The following is an 18,483-nucleotide window of genomic DNA, read 5'->3' as shown; positions in this document are numbered from 1 at the left end:
CTAAGTATAAAAAAATTAAAGCTCTATGCTCTCTCCAATTTCAAGTAACATTAAATCTTTATTTTTATCGAAAAATTTTCGTTTTGCTTCTTCATGGTCTATTTCAATATAGCCAAATGTATCAAAGTGATATCCTAAAACTTTATCACATTCTACAAAATCACTGGCTAAAAGCGCATCGTCTACCCCCATTGTAAAGTTATCACCTATGGGTAAAATGGCTAAATCTAATTTGGTATGAAGTGGGATTAACTTCATATCGAAGGTTAGGGCTGTATCTCCAGCAATATAAATATTCTTCCGCTCGCCTTCAATCACAAATCCACCAGGATTTCCGCCATAGGTACCATCTGCAAAACCTGAAGAATGAATAGCATTAACGTACTTAACGGTTCCGAATTCGAAATCCCATTGTCCGCCATGATTCATAGGGTGCCCCTCAAACCCTTTATTACTATAGTACGTTACAATTTCTGCATTAGAAACAATTACTGCATTTGTACGTTTTGCAATAGCCTCAACATCTGCAACGTGATCTTCATGCGCATGCGTTAATAAAATATAGTCGGCTTTTAAGGTATTAATATTAATGTGAGATGCTTTTTCATTTGGAGAAATAAATGGATCGACTAAGATGGATATATCATCTACTTCTATCCCTAGACTAGCATGTCCGTAAAATGTAATTTTCATATTTTAATATTTTGAAATTAAAATACAAAAAAACTCAGACATATTAAATTAATTTGTCTGAGTTTTAAATCCCCAAAAATGAAGCTAATTTTAAGTCTACTATTAATACTTATATTAACTTATTTTTAAATATACCACAAATATGTGATATTTATAATTTTACACGGTTTATTCTAATATTTTAACAATAAAATACAGAATTATACTACACTAACAATCCGATTCCTAATAATACCGATAACAAAAAAGTACTTAATGCTAGCTTTTTTAATTCTGGGTCTAAATCTTTAGGAACTTCATTTTTATAAACTGTAATTAGATGCTTTAGTAAGGGAATAAATGCAATTAAGAATAGTAAATTAAACGGTGAGTTATAATATATTATTCCAAATGCCAGCGCCAAAACCATACCACCTCCAACTAAAAAGTAGTGATATATTTTAGATGTTTTTGCCCCCATTTTCACTACCAATGTAATTTTATTCGATTTGGCATCCGAGACTATATCTCTCATATTATTCAGATTTAAAACACCAGCACTTAAAAGCCCAATAGTTATCGCTGGCAAAAAAGTAATATAATCTATTTGCTTAACAAAAAGCACGTAAGATCCTATAACACTGACTAATCCAAAAAATATAAATACAAAAAGATCTCCTAAACCGCGATAGCCATAAGCCGAGTTTCCAACGGTATATTTTATAGCAGCCACAACACTTGCAACTCCTAACACTAAGAAAAGCAACGACATTAAAAAGTTTTCCGAACCAAACGATACCCAGATTAGAGCTATTGCTAAAACGATAGTGATCAAAACATTAAGTTTAATACCTGTCAGCATCTGTTTTTCTGAAATAGCTCCGCTTTGCAATGCCCTCATAGGACCAATTCTATCATCGTTATCCGTTCCTTTTACACCATCTCCATAATCGTTTGCTAAATTAGATAAGATTTGTAAACTCAATGTGGTAAGAATAGCCAGTGTAAAAATTAACGAATTAAAAAAACCGTCGAATGCTGCTAAACACCCGCCCACAATAATACCTGAAATAGATAACGGCAAGGTCCTTAAACGCATGGCCGATATCCATTTTGAAAAATTACTCATAAATATATTTTATGGAATCCATTTTTTCTCGAAGTTTGGCTGACGCTTTTCTAAGAATGCATTTCTACCCTCTTTAGCTTCATCTGTCATATAGGCTAAACGCGTAACTTCTCCCGCAAAAACTTGTTGCCCTACCATTCCATCGTCTGTTAAATTCATAGCGAATTTCAACATTTTAATAGAGGTTGGCGATTTTGCAAGTATTTCCTGAGCCCATTCGTAAGCTGTACCTTCTAACTCGGCATGCGGAATTACAGCATTAACCATGCCCATATCGTAGGCTTCTTGAGCGTTATAATTTCGACCTAAAAAGAAAATCTCTCTTGCCTTTTTCTGTCCCACCATTTTAGCTAAATAGGCAGACCCATAACCTGCATCAAAACTAGTAACATCTGCATCTGTTTGCTTAAAAATAGCGTGTTCTTTACTTGCTAACGTTAAATCACAAATAACATGTAACGAGTGGCCACCACCAACAGCCCAACCCGGAACTACTGCTATAACTACTTTAGGCATAAAACGGATTAAACGTTGCACTTCTAATATGTTTAATCGGTGATATCCATCTTCGCCAACATAACCTTGTTTACCTCTGGCATTTTGGTCCCCTCCGCTACAAAACGAATAGACACCATCTTTAGATGAAGGTCCTTCGGCAGAAAGCAATACCACACCAATGTTTACATCTTCATTTGCATCGTAAAAGGCTTCGTATAATTCGCTAGTTGTTTTTGGTCTGAATGCATTTCTAATATCTGGTCTATTAAAAGCAATACGCGCTACACCATTACATTTTTTATAAGTAATGTCTTCGTATTCTTTGACAGTTACCCAATTTGGTTGTTCCATTTTTCTTATTTTTACCAAAAATAAATCATTTTAAATAAACCCTTACTTCATAATGAAAAAATATAGTATTTTCTTATTACTACTCGTACTAACTGCAACCGGTTTTGCGCAGACTTACAAATTTGAAACGAAAGTAGATTTAGGTGCCCTAGACGTAATAAGTCAAGGGAACACAGGAACATGTTGGAGCTTTTCTACATCGTCTTTTTTAGAAAGTGAGATTTTAAGAACCACAGGAAAGCACATCGACTTATCTGAAATGTACAACGTTAGACAAACGTATCCTGTAAAATCGTGGAATTATGTAATGCGCCAAGGTAAAGCTCAATTTAGTGAAGGTGGTTTAGCACACGACGTAATAAACAGCATGAGTGCTCACGGTTTAGTACCAAATGAAGCGTATACGGGTTTATTAAAACGTGAAACGGAACACGATCACTCTAAAATTGTGGGTGAATTGAAAATTATTTTAGACGATTACATTAAAAATCCTAAAACATATGATGGCGATTGGAAAGCTGATGTTTCTAAGGTTTTAGATAAGTCGTTAGGAGAAAATGTAAAAACATTTACGTACGAAGGTGTATCGTACACACCGCAATCTTTTCTTGCCATGACGGGTTTAAAAGCTAGCGACTATGTAAGTATTACCTCTTTTACACATCAGCCTTACGAAACGTCATTTATATTAGATATTCCTGATAATTTTTCTAATGGAAGCTTTTACAATGTGGAATTAGATGAATTAGTAGACATTACTAACGATGCGCTAAAAAAAGGATTTACTATTGAATTGGATTGCGATGTGAGTGAAAGCACCTTTTCTTCTAAATACGGAATCGCTGTTATTCCTAGAGATGAAAGAGACAATAAGTCTATCTTAGAAAAAATTGAAAAGGAATTTAAAGTAACTCCTGAATATCGTCAGCAAGAATTTGAAAACTTCGATACTACAGACGATCATTTAATGCACATTGTTGGTTTGGTAGAAGACCAAAAAGGGAACACATATTATAAGGTAAAAAACTCTTGGGGCGGAAACTCAGACCGTGTATCTAACGATGGATATATTTATATGAGTGAAGCTTACTTTAAATTAAAAACCATATCTATTATGGTACATAAAGATGCTTTACCACGTTCTATTCAGAAAGATTTAAAGTTATAAACTATAATATTTAAGCCAATAAAAAGCCTCAAATTAATTAAAATTTGAGGCTTTTTATATTATATAGAAACGGTTTTATTCAACTAAATAAATACCATCATCTTTAATTTCAATCAAGCGCTTTTTGTAAAGTGTTCCCACTGCTTTTTTAAAGTTTTTCTTACTCATTTGTAAGGTTTCTTTAATCGCTTCCGGTGCAGATTTATCAGTTAAATTAAGGTAACCACTATTATCTTCAAGTTCCTTCATAATTAAATCGGCATTAGGCTCGATACTTCTGTATCCAATTTTACCTAACATAATATCCAATTTGTTGTCAGGACGTACTTTCTTAACTATCCCTTTTAATCGGTCTCCAACACTTAAATCTTGAAAGATGTCGTCTTTAAAAATAAGTCCGGTGTGCAATTTGTTTACAATTACATTCATTCCAATGTCCGAGGGATGCGACACGATCAGGTCCACTTCATCGAAAGCCTGCACAGTTAATTCTTTATTACTTAAAAAGTGATTGGTTTTACTAGACGCTACCAAACGATTACTTACCTCATCTTCGAAACAATATACCAAGTACCAGCCACCTTTTTTCATCTTAAAGGCTTGCTCTTTAAATGGGCAAAATAATTCTTTTACTAATCCCCAATCTAAAAATGCTCCAAACTCATTGGCTTGATTACATCTTAAAAGAGCAAAATCTCCTTTTTTAATATATGGTTTATCGGTAGTAGCAATGATGCGTTCTTCATTATCTAAGTAAACAAAAACCTCGATCTCGTCTCCGATTTCAAAAACTTCTGGAACATAACGATTTGGTAATAAAACATCGTTATTCTCGTCGTCTCCCAAAAACAATCCCGGTTCGGTATCGCGTAATATGGTTAATGTGTTGTATTCTCCTAAATGTATCATGGCGCAAAGATAATAATATTAGTGTTTGTATGTATAATAAAACTTAGTCGGCAATATGAAACTATTTTAAAGCTTTAAAATAATCGATTAAAATACTATCGTTTATGGTTGAGGGTGTAAATATTTCTAAAAGCTTAGGTGTTTTAGAGGCGTTATAAAACGTATCTAATGCCGTTTCTAATTCAACCTCGTTAGAAGCTGTTTGATAGTCGAATTTATACATTTCGGCCAATTGTTTGGCAGACAAATGATGTTTTGTTTCAAAGAAATAATCAAAATTCTGAGTGTCTTTATGGCCAGGTAAAATTCTAAAAATACCACCACCTTCATTATTTATAACAATAATCCTGAAACTTGCAGGTATATAATTATTCCACAAGGCATTACTATCGTAAAAGAAACTCAAGTCACCAACAATTAAAGTCGTTGGTTTTGGAGTAGCAGAGGCACAACCAATAGCTGTAGATGTACTTCCGTCTATACCACTGGTACCGCGATTACAAAACACCTCAACATCGAACGGCAATTTGAATAACTGGGCATATCGCACAGTAGAACTATTCCCTAATTGCAAAACCGAATCTTTTCTCAACGTTTTTAAAACGATATCGAATACTTTAAAGTCACTATAAAGTACATCTTTAACGTAAGTTTCGTGCTTTTGTTCTCGAAGCTCTTTAATTTGATTCCAATAGTTTTTATAGTCACTTTCTACAATAGTAGTACGTATGGTAAGCTGACTAAAAAACTGATTAGGTGTGGTTTTAATATGTTTGTTCAAACTAAAAAATGTATCGTTTGCTTTTTCTAAACCAACGTGCCAATGTTGTTTAGGCTTATGAGTTCTAAGAAACGATTTTATTCGCTTTGAGACAATTAAGCCTCCAAAAGTTAACAAAATATCTGGCTGAAGTGCTTTAAACTCCTCCTCTGTTAAAGGTGTAATAATTTTATCTATACTGGTAAAAAAATTATCATGATGTACATTAGATGTGGTTTCTGTAAATACCAAAACACTTTCATCTTCTGCTAAAAGATCAAGATATTTTTGTTCTATTTCATTAGGATCATTAACACCAACGAGAATTAATTTTCGCTCTGCAGCATTCCAATCGTCCGCGCAAAATTCTATCGTTTCAAAATCCAATTCCAATTCAGGCAATGTAGCAGTAATAACCTTTGGGTTAACTTTTAACGTATCCACACGATTATACAAAGGTTCATCCAATGGAATATTTATATGCACAGGCCCTTGCTTAATCTTCGATATATTTAAAGCCTTATTAATCTCTATTTCATTGGTATCTTGAACGTTCTCCTGAAGCTTAAATAAATGCTCTAACTTAAGTTCTATAGTTTTAAAAATCGGAAATTCTTCCGATGAAAAATGACGATGTTCTTCCTTTATATCAAGCTTTAAATTAGCAGAATATAAAATATGATTTTTAAATACGTTAGGCTGATTAATCGTTTGTCCGTCGCCAATTCCTATTTTAAATTCAGGACGATCGGCAGATAAAACCACTAAAGGAATATTACTGTAAAAAGCTTCGGACACTGCTGGGTAATAATTTAGCAATGCACTTCCCGAAGTACAAAGTACCGCCACAGGCTCTTTTAATTGCTGGGCTATACCTAAAGCAAAGAAAGCAGCACATCGCTCGTCTACAACACTATAACACTTAAAATAAGAGTCGTGTGTAAAGCCAATAGTTAAAGGGGCATTTCTGCTTCCCGGTGAAATAACTATATGTTTTAAACCTTTAGATTTACAAAGTTCTATTACCGTTTGCGCGAGCGGAATCGCAGAATATATCATGGAGTATTAATTAAATTCAATTTGCTGTAAAATTAAGCATTCTTAAATTTATAGGCGTAAATAAGCCGATATACTTCTTCTTAATAAATCATAAATTTTCAGTCCTTTTTAGGACATTATTTTAAGTCAGGAACGGACAATCTACATGTTAAAAAAGCACTTTTTTCATGGTTGATGTTTTACTTACCGTTTCCCCCCATTCTGCTTCAGGATTAGAATCTTTAGTAATGCCACCTCCAACATACAAAGCAATCTTACTTGGCAGTACTTGCATACATCGTAAATTGACATATAAATTACTTACTGTTTTTACGGTTGCATACACATTATTTTCTACATTTCTACGATTGGTATTCCGTGTTTGTCGCTGTTTAAAATGCAACTCTCCCATAAATCCGCTGTAAAACTCACGATTATAACCCTCATGTTTCAGTATAAAAGCCTTAGCTTCTGCTTTAGGTAAACCACAAACCGCAGGCGTTGGATGTAGCGCACGTACAATTTGTAATAATCCTGTATGATCTTTGCCTAGACGTGCAGAAATTTGAGTTTGTAAATGCAATAATCCACCTGCTCTTACGGTTCGGCGCTCTGAAACTGAAACCTGATCTACCTCAGCTTCTAAATTTGAGACAATATAATCGGTTACAAATTGTTGTTCCTGTTCTTCTTTAGTTCCCCAACTTATATCGGTAGTTCCTTTATACACTTGCGTTCCCGCCAATGCCATAGTCGACATGCGTTGGCCTTCAATTTTCAATAAGGTTTCTGGTGTTGCCCCTAACCACAATCCGATTTTAGGATGATACCAGCAATATACAAAAGCGGTTTTATAAGCCGACAATAAGCGTTTAAAGACCTCAAGAACCTCAAAATCTTCATTAGAGACGTAATCTGGTCTGGATAATACCACCTTTTTTAAATCAGATTCATTTATGGTAGATATCGCCTGTTCTATCGTCTGAATATAGGCTACCTTCTGATCTGATGAAGATGTTAATGACGTATTATTTAGCAAGTCCTCCCCTTCAAAATCATCGCAATAATCTACTTCAGCATGGTCTAAAGGCATTAAAACCATTTTTGAAGCATCATCGAAAGGCGCAAAAACAAATCCAGCTTCCGATAACTCTTTGGTATCGTAAAGTGTGTCATCATTTTGAAACACAGCATTTATGCGATCTTCATTGGGTTTTCTATAAGCAACAAAGGGCAAAGCGTCTTGAAACTGTGCGTTCAGACATTCAAAAAAATCATCGTGATGCATTTACTGCTTTTTAGGTAAAGTAATAGTAGATAATTTACATAAGGAAATGAGATTATCATCGTCGTCTGTTACACGAATATCAATGAGTTGCGTGGTTCTTCCTTTATGTATAAATGATGCCGTAGCATATACATGTCCAGAGGTGACACTTTTTAAATGATTGGCCGTAATTTCTAGACCGCGCACAAAAAAAGCATTAGTATCTAAAAAAATATGAGATGCAAAACTACCAACACTTTCTGCTAAAGCCGCTGTTGCACCTCCGTGTAATACACCATCTGGCTGATAGACTCTAGAATTTACCGGCATTTTAGCCACTAACGTATCTTCTGTATAATCTACAATTTCAATTTGCAACGTTTCCATTAGTGTGTTCTTGCAAGCCGCATTGGCTTGTTTAAGCACATCTTCTTTTGTTGGTTTCATATTAAACATATATTTTTAGATATACAAAAGTACAAAACGTGTTTCAGATAAATTCATTCACTTCATGAACATTCAACAATTAGAAGATAGTCGTGTAAAACTCACACTTTTAGGTTTAAGTAATTATAAGTACGTAACATCGATTGCGTCTCAGGTCGATTTGGTACAATATTCACCATCGCATATTTCAACACCTGAAGCCTTAAAAAATTATGTAAAAACGGCTGTAGATGGATACTACCATAAAACCTGTATTCCGTTTCTAGTATTCGATAAATCTAAGAACACCTATGCGGGTTGTACACGTTTTATGAATATTGACACTAAAAATAAAATATTAGATATCGGGTCGACTTGGATTGGTTACGAATTTCAAGGAACAGGCTTAAATAAGCACATGAAATATGTAATGTTGAAGTATGCTTTTGAGAATTTAAAGATTGAAAAAGTTGAATTTAAAATTGATGAACGAAATATGCGCTCTCGAAAAGCTGTTGAAAATTTAGGGGCAACATTAGAAGGTGTGTTAAGACAAAACATTTATTTACTTAACGGTTTTAAGCGAAACACCTGTATTTATGGTATTTTAAATACAGAATGGGACGCATTAAAAGTCACCGTTTTCAAAGATTTTGAAGCTAAATAAACTAATGTACGAGTTTAGAAACAATATCTTTTACTGGTAGAATAGCATTGGTATATTCTATACTTGGTCCCGCAACCCATACTGTTTTATAAGTTACTTCTTTGGCGGCTTTTTCTGTCGCCTTCATCCCAATGGCAAAACGCATCATCTTAACCCACTTTTTAAGACTTTTATTTTTATTAAGTAATTTTTCGTACCACGGCTGTTCTGTTCCTGTTTTCTGAACATAAGGTGTGTTTATAACGGTACATGGCGTACCGGAAATACGTTCTGTCATCACGATATCTTTTGCTCCATAATCTACACAGGCTTGCTTATACTCGTCGGTAACTCCAGCTTCGACAGAAGCAATAAACGGACTTCCCACAGACACACCATCTGCACCAAATGTAATCATGCTATCTACATCTTCTTTTTTACCAACACCACCCGCAGATATTATGGGGATATTACAGTTTAATGTCAGTTCCTGAATTAATGTTCGTGGCGATAATTCCCCACGGTGTCCACCCGCTTGATTATTCACGGCTATAATGGCATCTGCTCCGAGTGCCTCTACTTTTTTAGCAAACTTTAAATCGGTGACATCGCAGAATACTTTAATGCCCACTTCGTGAGCCTTTTTAATAGTCTCTTCTGGACTTCCTAAAGATGTAATAATAAAGTCGCATCCTTCTTTGCATAATACTTCTAACTGATCTTTATACTTCATATTAGATTTATTTACGATTAAATTAAATCCGAATGCTCCACCATTAACTTTTGCTACTTTTAACTCGTGTATAGCCGCTTTTAGTTCAGGTAGTGTTCTATAATTTAATGCAGGAATACATCCTGCTATTCCACTCTCCATACCTGCTTTTACCATAGCCACATTAGAGACTAAAAACATGGGTGCTTGAATAATAGGGTGCGTAATATTTAGAAGTTCTGTTAGTTTTGTTTGCATGATTTAAAGATAACGGTTAACACAAATATAATAGATTTTATTATGCATGCATAATTTAATAATACAATTAACTGACCCAAAATAAATGACATAGCTTCTAATGACACGACTTAAAATACCATAAACACAAAATCGACCTTGAATACTATTCAAGGTCGATTTTTATAAATATTACATTTTGTGCCATGTATTGTTTAAAGATAATAGCTTTTAATCCCAAGTCATGCGTTGTAATCGAATGGCATTTAAAATGGCTAAAAATGCGACCCCCACATCTGCAAAAACAGCTTCCCACATGGTTGCAATTCCGAAGGCGCCTAAAATCATAACGATTAATTTTACACCAAAAGCTAAAGCAATATTTTGCCAGACTATGGCTCGTGTAGATCTACTGATTTTAATTGCGGTTACAATTTTAGAAGGTTCATCGGTTTGAATAATCACATCGGCTGTCTCTATTGCGACATCACTTCCTAAACCTCCCATAGCAATTCCTACATCACTTACTGCAAGTACAGGCGCATCGTTAATACCATCCCCAACAAAAGCTACGTTCACATCCGCGTTTTTCTTCAACATTTCAACATCGTGTAATTTGTCCTCTGGTAATAATCCACCTCTAGCTTCTGTAATGTCTAATTCTGAAGCGACTTGTTGTGTAATACTATCTTTATCTCCAGATAACATTCTAATTTTGAATATTCCAACGTCTAGTAGTTTCTGTATGGTACTTTTGGCATCATCTTTAAGCTCATCGGCAATCACAATATAACCTGCGAAAGTATTATTAACAGCCACCAAAACAATAGATTCCACAATATCTTCTGTTTCCTTAGGCACATCAATCTGATTAGATGTCATTAAGGTAGCATTCCCCACTAAAACCGATTTATTATCTACTACACCTTTTAAACCTTGTCCCGCAACTTCTATAACTTCTGTTGCTTTTAATGGTTTATCTGATGCGTACTTCATAATGGCTTGAGCAATGGGATGTGTGGAATTTGCTTCCATCGCCATAACATAAGTCATTAACTCTTGCTCTGTTAGCTGAAATGATTTTATGGTTTTAATTTTGAAAACACCTTTAGTAACCGTTCCTGTTTTATCCATAACCAAGGTGTTAATTTTGGTCATAGCTTCTAAAAAGGAAGCACCTTTAAATAAAATTCCGTGTTTAGACGCAGCACCTAGTCCGCCGAAATACCCTAGAGGGATGGAAATAACTAAAGCACAAGGACACGAAATCACTAAGAAAATTAAGGCACGATACAACCAATCTCTAAACACATAATCGGACACAAAAAAATAAGGTAAGACTGTAATTGCAACTGCTAACAAAGCTACAATAGGCGTGTAAACCTTAGCAAATTTTCTGATAAACAATTCTGTTTTTGCTTTTCTAGTAGTTGCATTTTGTACTAAGTCTAATATCCTAGATATGGAACTATCTTTAAATAATTTTGTGACTTCAACCTCAATTACACCTTCTAAATTTATACTTCCGGCATAAACCTTTTTTCCTTTGGTAATGGTGTCTGGTTTACTTTCTCCTGTTAATGCCGATGTATTTAACGACGCCGTTTTAGATAATAAGACACCATCTAACGGCACTTTCTCTCCAACCCGAACCTGAATTATTTCACCAATTCTTACCAATTCCGGCTTTACAGCCACAACAGTATTATGCTTTAAAACATTAGCTTCTTTAGGTCGCACATCTAATAAGGCCTTAATATTTCCTTTTGCTTTGCTTACGGCTTGTCCCTGAAACAGCTCTCCTATGGTATAAAACAACATCACAGTAACGCCTTCGGGATATTCGCCTATTGCGAATGCTCCTAGTGTTGCAATAGTCATTAATAAAAACTCTGTAAATACATCGCCGTTTTTAATGCTTTCCCAACCTTCCTTAATCACAGGAAGCCCAACAGGTATATACGCTACACTAAACCAAACTAACCGAATGGTATTTGTAAAGAAAGGCACATTGTAGTAATCTAAAACAATACCTGATATGAGTAGCACAAAACTAACTATTGCAGGACTGTATGTTTTAAGTTTTGATGATTCACTAGGATCTTGCGCATGACAATGCCCACTACTACAACATCCGTCTCCATCTTGTATTTGCTCTATTTTATTATCGTTCATCTTTTAATAATCTTTAACTTAACAATACTTCAAAGTTGACAAATAAATTGATGCAATGGAAGTGCATTATTGGTCACTGCATTTGTCGCACACACCTTTAACAACCAAATTAACATGTTCTGCTATAAAACCTTTAGGTACTTTAATCTTGGGTATTTTATGATCGGTTAAACATATGGTTGTCTCACAGACCGTACAATGAAAATGCAGATGTAAATCTGTTTCCAAATCGCAATGGCAGTTGGGTTCGCACAATGCATATTTAGTCACTCCGGTACCATCGTCTATTTGATGCACAATTTCCTTGTCCTCGAAAGTTTTAATGGTACGATACAATGTGGTCCTATCGGCTTTATCGAATGCATTCTCGATATCACTTAAGGTGACAGCTTCCTGCTTTTCTGATAAGAATTTAAAAATAAGTATTCGCATCGCAGTGACACGAATACTTTTAGATTCTAAAAAGGTTTCTACTTCTTGCATAATTTAATGACTATGTCCTGCACTTGATTTTTTCATTTCCGCACTTAAGTAATACGCATTGTTTAAAGCAAATTTGGTGGTTTTTTCTGGGGTTTCTAAAAATATAACCGCTTGCCAACCGTCGTCTTTTGCGCCAGGAATAACTTCTAAAGGTTCAAATTTCCATTCTTCGGCTTCTTGCTCTGCCTTAAATACAAAAAAGCGATTCCCTTCCTTAAAAATAGCGTGTTCCGGGATGGCTAATGATGCAACTTCATTAATCTGAATTTTCCCTTTAATATACATCCCCGGGATTAAATGGCCTTTGTCGTTTTTAATTTCGGCATGCACATGAACGGCTTTCGGATTCTCTTCAAAAGTTTTACTCACTGAATAAATTTCGGCAATTAATTGGTCATCAGGAAATGATTGTACTGTAAATCTAACGTTCTGACCTTTTTTCACATGTTGTACATCTTTCTCAAACACCATTAAATCGGCATGCACATGATGCGTATTTACAATTTCGAACACTTCTGTTTCTGGAGCTACAAATTGGCCTGTCTTTACATTTACTTTCTGCACAAACCCCTCTATAGGCGTGCGTAATCCTACACGCTGATAAATGGTGCCATTCTGAATACTTTTCGGATTCAATTGTAATAACTGCAATTGCGCACCCAAGCCATTTGCCAATGCTTTCGATGCCTCATACTCGGCTTCTGCTTTCTGAAAATTAGCGCCAGACCCCACACCCGAATCATATAACTTTTTCTGACGTTCGAAATTCTTTTTTAAATACATACTATTGCTATAAGCATTCAAATAATCGGTTTGCATCTTAATAATATTCGGATGCGTTAAATAGGCCACAACCTGACCTTTTTCAACTTTATCACCTTCTATCACTTCTATGGAAGCAATATTAGCACCAATAATAGTGGTTACCGAAGCTTCGTTCTGGGGTGGCACTTCTAAAGTTCCGTTAGCTTCTACATAACCGCTCATCAAACGGTTAGACAAAGTATCTACCTTCATTTGTAAGGCTTGAAATTGAGACGCCTTTAAATGCACTCCATCTGCCTCTTCATGATCGCCATGGTCTTCATGTTTTGCTTCAGAAGTTTCAACTTCATTAACCGTTTCGTTTGATTTTGTGTCTTTAGACCCACAACTTAAAACACTTGTAAGAAGTGTAAACACACTGATATATATTAATTTTTTCATCTTAATTCTGATTAAAATATTGTAATTCGAATAAACTATTCAAGTAATTTAAAAGCGCTTCTTGTGCATCCAATTCCGATTGAATCGCTTCTTTTATAAGTTGTGAAAATCCGCTATAATCTACAGCGCCTTCTTTATAGGCCAATAACGCCCCTTGACGCTGTTCTTTAGCTAATGGCAACACTTTAGAATTATAAAACATCCAAGATTCCGACCATTGCGAGTACTGTGCCTGAGCTTGAAAATATTCAGATCTCACCTGTTCTTGTCTTAAGCGCACATTAGATTCTGCAATCTGTTTATCTATTTTGGCTGTCTTAATATCGGCGCGTTTACTACCGGATAAAAACGGAATTGATATCCCACCTTGAAAACTGTAAAAACCAGAATGACCATCGACATTTTGCAAACCACCTTGCACACTAAATTTGGGCAGACTGTTTGCTTTGGCCGCTTTTAATTGGGCTTCTGAAGCTTTTACTTGCAATTCGGCTACTTGATACGCCGGATGCTTTTCAATGTCTAATGCTGATATTAAAGCATCATGACCATCAAAAGTATCAGGAACGGTATAAAATGTATCGGACGCTAACCACAAATTTAACTGTTGCAAGGCAACACTATATGCGGTAAAAGCTTTTGTTTTTGTATTCTGAATTTGATAATACTGATTTTTTGCCGCCGCATATTCTAATCTCGAAATGGCTTCAACTTCATAATTCAGAGCAACTGCTTGTTCAAACTTGGTATAAATAGAATCTAATTCTGAATACAAATTATACTGCATTTTAGTCTGATACGCTTTGGCCCACGCCTTTTTGACTTCCAATGCCAATTGAAGCTCCGATAATTGATACGCCCGTTCGGCTAGTAAAATACGCTGATCCTGCAACTGCTTTTTAGCACCAATTCCGAATACGTCAATATTATTTTGTGCGACCCGAACGGTAGTGTATATCCCTTCACCGCCTCTGAGTTCTTCACCGCCTGTAGACAAATTAGTTATCCCTAAATCGAAAGCCGTACTTTTTATTGCTTCTTCTTTATCTATAGCCAACGCTTTTTGTTTTAATAATGGATATTGCGTTTTAGATAATTGCACTGCATCTTCTAAAGAAATCTCCTGACTTTGATTGGGTACTTGTTGTGCAAATGTTAGTTGTGGAAGTCCTAAACACAACACCATTATCGCAATTGCTGGTCCCATTGAACGTTTTAAGGTGATTTTATCCTGTCGTTCCTCAACCCAATGATATAAAATAGGAAGTACGAATAAGGTTAATAACGTTGAGGTTAATAAACCTCCAATAACGACAGTGGCTAAGGGACGTTGTACTTCTGCTCCTGCTGATGACGAAATAGCCATAGGCAGAAATCCTAACACATCTGTAAATGCAGTAAGCATTATCGGACGAATTCGGCGTTTAGTCCCTTCAAAAATGCGGTCTTTTAAATTGACGACACCTTCATCCTTCAGTTCGTTTAAACCGCTAATCATGACCAGTCCGTTTAATACGGCGACTCCAAAGAGGACAATAAATCCGACACCAGCCGAAATACTAAACGGCATATCTCGCAACCAAAGCGCAAAGACCCCACCAATAGTCGCCATGGGAATGGCAATGTAAATCATAAGTGTTTGAGGAAATGATTTTAAGGCAAAATATATGAGTACAAAAATCAATAATAATGCAATTGGAACTACAGTTTGTAATCGGGAACTGGCGCGTTCTAGATTTTCGAATGCCCCACCATAACGGATAAAATATCCTGGAGGTAATTTTAATTCGGCATCTAATTTCGCCTGAATTTCTGTCACTAAAGATTTCACATCACGACCACGTACATTAACACCCACATACGTTCTGCGATTGGTATTATCTCGACTTATTTGCATAGGCCCAGCTTTATACGAAATATCTGCTATTTCCTTTAACGGAATTTGAGAACCGCCTGGTAATTTGATAAACAAATTCTGAACATCTGTGATATCTATTCTGTTTTTTTCTTGCAGTCGCACGACCACATCAAAACGTTTTTCACCTTCAAAAATCACTCCTGCTTTTCCTCCTGCGAAAGCAGATTCCACAATCTGATTTAAATCATTTATTTGCAATCCGTATTGCGCTAATTTTTGTCGGTTATACGTAATGGTCATTTGTGGTAATCCTGTGGTGGCTTCAGCTTTCATATCGCCAATCCCTTCTATTCCTGCTATAAGTTTGGTTACTTCTTCAGCTTTTTCCGACAGCACATATATATCTTCACCATATAATTTAATAGCAATATCTTCACGAACACCTTCTAACAATTCATTAAAACGCATTTCCATGGGTTGCGTAAATTCGTAATTTACACCCGGAATTACTTGGACTGCCTCCTTCATTTTATCTATCAATTCGTCTTTAGAACTGGCTGACACCCATTCGCTTTTAGGTTTTAGAATAACAATAACATCGGCCAAATCCATGGGCATCGGGTCTGTAGGTATTTCGGCCACACCAATACGACTCACAACTTTATCGACTTCGGGAAAGTTAGCTTTTACAACTTGTTCAATTTTTGTTGTCGTTTCAATGGTTTCTGTAAGCGAACTACCTGGTTTTAAAATGGCATGAAATGCAATATCGCCTTCGTCTAACTGCGGAATAAACTCGCCTCCCATTCTAGAAAACATAAACACCGCGACTCCGAATAACAAAACCCCAAGTCCGATAATCCATTTTCCTTTATTTAAAGCGCCATCTAATAACGGTTGGTATTTACGCTCTACCCAGTGCACAAACTTGTCGCCATACGATAATTTATCTGTTTTAGGCGCACGAAGTATTAAAGCCGACATCATTGGGACGTAGGTTAAACACAAAATCATGGCACCAATCATCGCGAAAATAAAAGTTAACGCCATAGGTTTAAACATTTTTCCTTCAATCCCTTCTAAAGCAAGAATTGGAAGAAAAACTATAAGAATAATAAGCTGACCAAAGAACGCGGCATTCATCATTTTCTTTGATGCTTTTGAAGCAATTTTATCTCGGTTTTCGGATGTGAGTTTTCCTTTTTTAAGGACTTGAGAGGCGAAAATAAATACGGTGGCTTCTACGATAATAACTGCACCATCGACAATAATTCCGAAATCTATCGCACCTAAACTCATTAGGTTTGCCCAAACATCGAACACATACATTAATATAAATGCAAACAGTAATGATAACGGAATGGTCGATGCAACTATAAGTCCACCACGCCAATTTCCTAATAGAAAAATCAGGACAAAGATGACGATTAGGGCACCTTCAACTAAGTTGAACCCAACGGTAGAGGTTGTTTTCGCAATTAGAACACTTCGGTCTAAAAGCGGTTGAATTTCGACACCTTCCGGAAGTGATTTCTGAATGAGTTGCATACGTTCCTTAACGGCTTGTATCACGTCGTTAGAATTCGCGCCTTTTAACATCATGACTAATCCGCCAACAACCTCGCCTTCGCCATCTTGGGTAAGTGCACCATAACGAATGGCCGAACCAAATTTAACTTCGGCTATAGACCCAATAGTAATGGGCACGCCTTGGGCATGAGACACTACAATTTGTTTAATATCGTCTAAACTGCGAATTAAACCTTCGCCACGAATAAAATGAGCTTGATGATTTTTCTCGATATACGCACCACCAGTATTCTGATTATTAACTTCTAAAGCTTCAAAAATATCGGTAATGGATAAACCAATCGCATTTAATTCTGAAGGGTCTACAGCAACTTCGTATTGCTTAATTTTTCCACCAATAGCATTCACTTCAACAACACCCGGCACCATAGCCATTTGACGTTGCACAATCCAATCTTGCATGGTTCGCAAATCTGAAATAGAATATGTGTCTTTAAATTCAGGCTTTACTTTAAGCGTGTATTGGTAGATTTCTCCTAAACCTGTAGTAATTGGTCCCATGGTTGGCGTACCAAAACCTTCGGGAATATCTTCTTTTACTTCGGTTAGTTTTTCGGATACTAATTGTCTTGGTAAATAAGTTCCCATGTCGTCGTCGAAAACGATAGTGACTACCGATAAACCAAAACGTGATACCGAACGAATTTCTTTAACATCTGGTAAGTTACTCATCGCAACTTCTACAGGATAGGTTACAAATTGTTCTATGTCTTCGGTGCCTAAATTAGGCGCTTGCGTAATGACTTGAACTTGATTATTTGTAATGTCTGGAACGGCATCTATGGGCACTTTTGTCATGCTCCAAATCCCCGCTCCTATTATGGTAAGCGTAAGCAAACCAATAATAAATTTATTATGGATTGAAAAATCAATGATTTTATTAATCATACAAAATGGGTTATAATGTGATTATAAATTAAAACGTATTCTTAAATGGTCTTTAAGAATTATGTACTAAAACCCTGTAAAAACAGGACACATTATACCCGAGGTGGTTGTAATAACGTCTGATTAAAATCTTGACCTAGACTATCGAAATGAAGAAATATTTTTGTTGATATCTCTGGTACAGTAAAGGTAACTTGTAGAGGTGTAAATTCTGTAGCGTGAATATGGCAACAATGGCATTGGCAAAATGGAGAGCATTCGTCTGTTGCGTTGTGCTCGTGGTTCGCTTCCGATTGTTGCGTAATTTCGGTAGTAATATCATCGTCTATAGGAGCAATATCTTCACAAGGCGCAAAGTTTAATGCTAAAATATAAATGGATAATATGACTGCTAAAAATTTCATCGACTCAAATATACAAATTATTGTATGCAATGCCATTGCAAAATAAAAAGCTTAAAAAACAATAGG

Annotated in this window: 15 protein-coding genes; 2 read left to right on the top strand and 13 right to left on the bottom strand. The window is 35.8% G+C overall.

Translation table 11 applies throughout. The annotated features are described in order from the left end of the window. Window positions 1-15: 15 nt before the first annotated feature. The 3 genes from ACKC83_RS13190 to ACKC83_RS13180 form a co-directional block, all read right to left on the bottom strand. Window positions 16-693 carry a metal-dependent hydrolase gene (locus ACKC83_RS13190; RefSeq protein ID WP_434035867.1) on the bottom strand — a complete coding sequence of 226 codons (678 nt, stop codon included), beginning with the start codon at window positions 691-693 and terminating at the stop codon, window positions 16-18. Between the two features lie 205 nt (window positions 694-898). Beyond that, complete coding sequence (gene menA, locus ACKC83_RS13185; protein WP_434035866.1) at window positions 899-1,801, bottom strand: 1,4-dihydroxy-2-naphthoate octaprenyltransferase; 903 nt, start codon at window positions 1,799-1,801, stop codon at window positions 899-901. 9 nt (window positions 1,802-1,810) lie between these two features. Next, on the bottom strand, window positions 1,811-2,650 hold the full coding sequence (locus ACKC83_RS13180) for a 1,4-dihydroxy-2-naphthoyl-CoA synthase (RefSeq protein ID WP_414034327.1): 840 nt from the start codon (window positions 2,648-2,650) through the stop codon (window positions 1,811-1,813). A 52-nt stretch (window positions 2,651-2,702) separates the two neighbouring features. Between ACKC83_RS13180 and ACKC83_RS13175 the strand changes: the two genes are divergently transcribed. After that, window positions 2,703-3,818: a C1 family peptidase gene (locus ACKC83_RS13175; protein ID WP_434035865.1), complete on the top strand. Its 1,116-nt coding sequence runs from the start codon at window positions 2,703-2,705 to the stop codon at window positions 3,816-3,818. A 75-nt stretch (window positions 3,819-3,893) separates the two neighbouring features. On the opposite strand, the gene ACKC83_RS13170 is transcribed toward ACKC83_RS13175, so the two are convergent. The 4 genes from ACKC83_RS13170 to ACKC83_RS13155 form a co-directional block, all read right to left on the bottom strand. Continuing rightward, complete coding sequence (locus tag ACKC83_RS13170; RefSeq protein WP_434035864.1) at window positions 3,894-4,727, bottom strand: CvfB family protein; 834 nt, start codon at window positions 4,725-4,727, stop codon at window positions 3,894-3,896. Window positions 4,728-4,788: 61 nt separating this feature from the next. Continuing rightward, the gene (menD, locus tag ACKC83_RS13165; protein WP_434035863.1) at window positions 4,789-6,546 is read right to left on the bottom strand and encodes a 2-succinyl-5-enolpyruvyl-6-hydroxy-3-cyclohexene-1-carboxylate synthase; all 1,758 of its coding nucleotides are present in this window, start codon (window positions 6,544-6,546) and stop codon (window positions 4,789-4,791) included. 148 nt (window positions 6,547-6,694) lie between these two features. Beyond that, on the bottom strand, window positions 6,695-7,813 hold the full coding sequence (locus ACKC83_RS13160) for a chorismate-binding protein (protein WP_434035862.1): 1,119 nt from the start codon (window positions 7,811-7,813) through the stop codon (window positions 6,695-6,697). After that, on the bottom strand, window positions 7,814-8,239 hold the full coding sequence (locus ACKC83_RS13155) for a PaaI family thioesterase (RefSeq protein ID WP_434035861.1): 426 nt from the start codon (window positions 8,237-8,239) through the stop codon (window positions 7,814-7,816). It abuts the gene before it with no gap. Between the two features lie 64 nt (window positions 8,240-8,303). Between ACKC83_RS13155 and ACKC83_RS13150 the strand changes: the two genes are divergently transcribed. After that, a complete protein-coding gene (locus tag ACKC83_RS13150) occupies window positions 8,304-8,885 on the top strand; it encodes a GNAT family N-acetyltransferase (RefSeq protein WP_434035860.1) in 582 nt (193 codons plus the stop codon). A 1-nt stretch (window position 8,886) separates the two neighbouring features. Here the strand turns inward: ACKC83_RS13150 and ACKC83_RS13145 are convergent, their stop codons facing one another. The 6 genes from ACKC83_RS13145 to ACKC83_RS13120 all read right to left on the bottom strand — a co-directional run bounded on the left by ACKC83_RS13145 (window position 8,887) and on the right by ACKC83_RS13120 (window position 18,417). Next, complete coding sequence (locus tag ACKC83_RS13145; protein WP_434035859.1) at window positions 8,887-9,834, bottom strand: NAD(P)H-dependent flavin oxidoreductase; 948 nt, start codon at window positions 9,832-9,834, stop codon at window positions 8,887-8,889. A gap of 210 nt (window positions 9,835-10,044) precedes the next feature. Further along, window positions 10,045-11,988: a heavy metal translocating P-type ATPase gene (locus ACKC83_RS13140; protein WP_434035858.1), complete on the bottom strand. Its 1,944-nt coding sequence runs from the start codon at window positions 11,986-11,988 to the stop codon at window positions 10,045-10,047. Between the two features lie 66 nt (window positions 11,989-12,054). Then, complete coding sequence (locus tag ACKC83_RS13135; RefSeq protein ID WP_434035857.1) at window positions 12,055-12,471, bottom strand: Fur family transcriptional regulator; 417 nt, start codon at window positions 12,469-12,471, stop codon at window positions 12,055-12,057. A 3-nt stretch (window positions 12,472-12,474) separates the two neighbouring features. After that, on the bottom strand, window positions 12,475-13,677 hold the full coding sequence (locus ACKC83_RS13130) for an efflux RND transporter periplasmic adaptor subunit (protein ID WP_434035856.1): 1,203 nt from the start codon (window positions 13,675-13,677) through the stop codon (window positions 12,475-12,477). A 1-nt stretch (window position 13,678) separates the two neighbouring features. Continuing rightward, window positions 13,679-18,013: a CusA/CzcA family heavy metal efflux RND transporter gene (locus tag ACKC83_RS13125; protein WP_434035855.1), complete on the bottom strand. Its 4,335-nt coding sequence runs from the start codon at window positions 18,011-18,013 to the stop codon at window positions 13,679-13,681. A 92-nt stretch (window positions 18,014-18,105) separates the two neighbouring features. Beyond that, window positions 18,106-18,417, bottom strand: a complete 312-nt coding sequence (locus tag ACKC83_RS13120) for a DUF6660 family protein (protein WP_434035854.1) — start codon at window positions 18,415-18,417, stop codon at window positions 18,106-18,108. Between the last annotated feature and the right edge of the window lie 66 nt (window positions 18,418-18,483).

The sequence above is a fragment of the Formosa bonchosmolovskayae genome (assembly GCF_051016085.1).
Taxonomy (GTDB): domain Bacteria; phylum Bacteroidota; class Bacteroidia; order Flavobacteriales; family Flavobacteriaceae; genus Formosa.
This window is presented reverse-complemented; position numbering and strand designations above follow the sequence as displayed.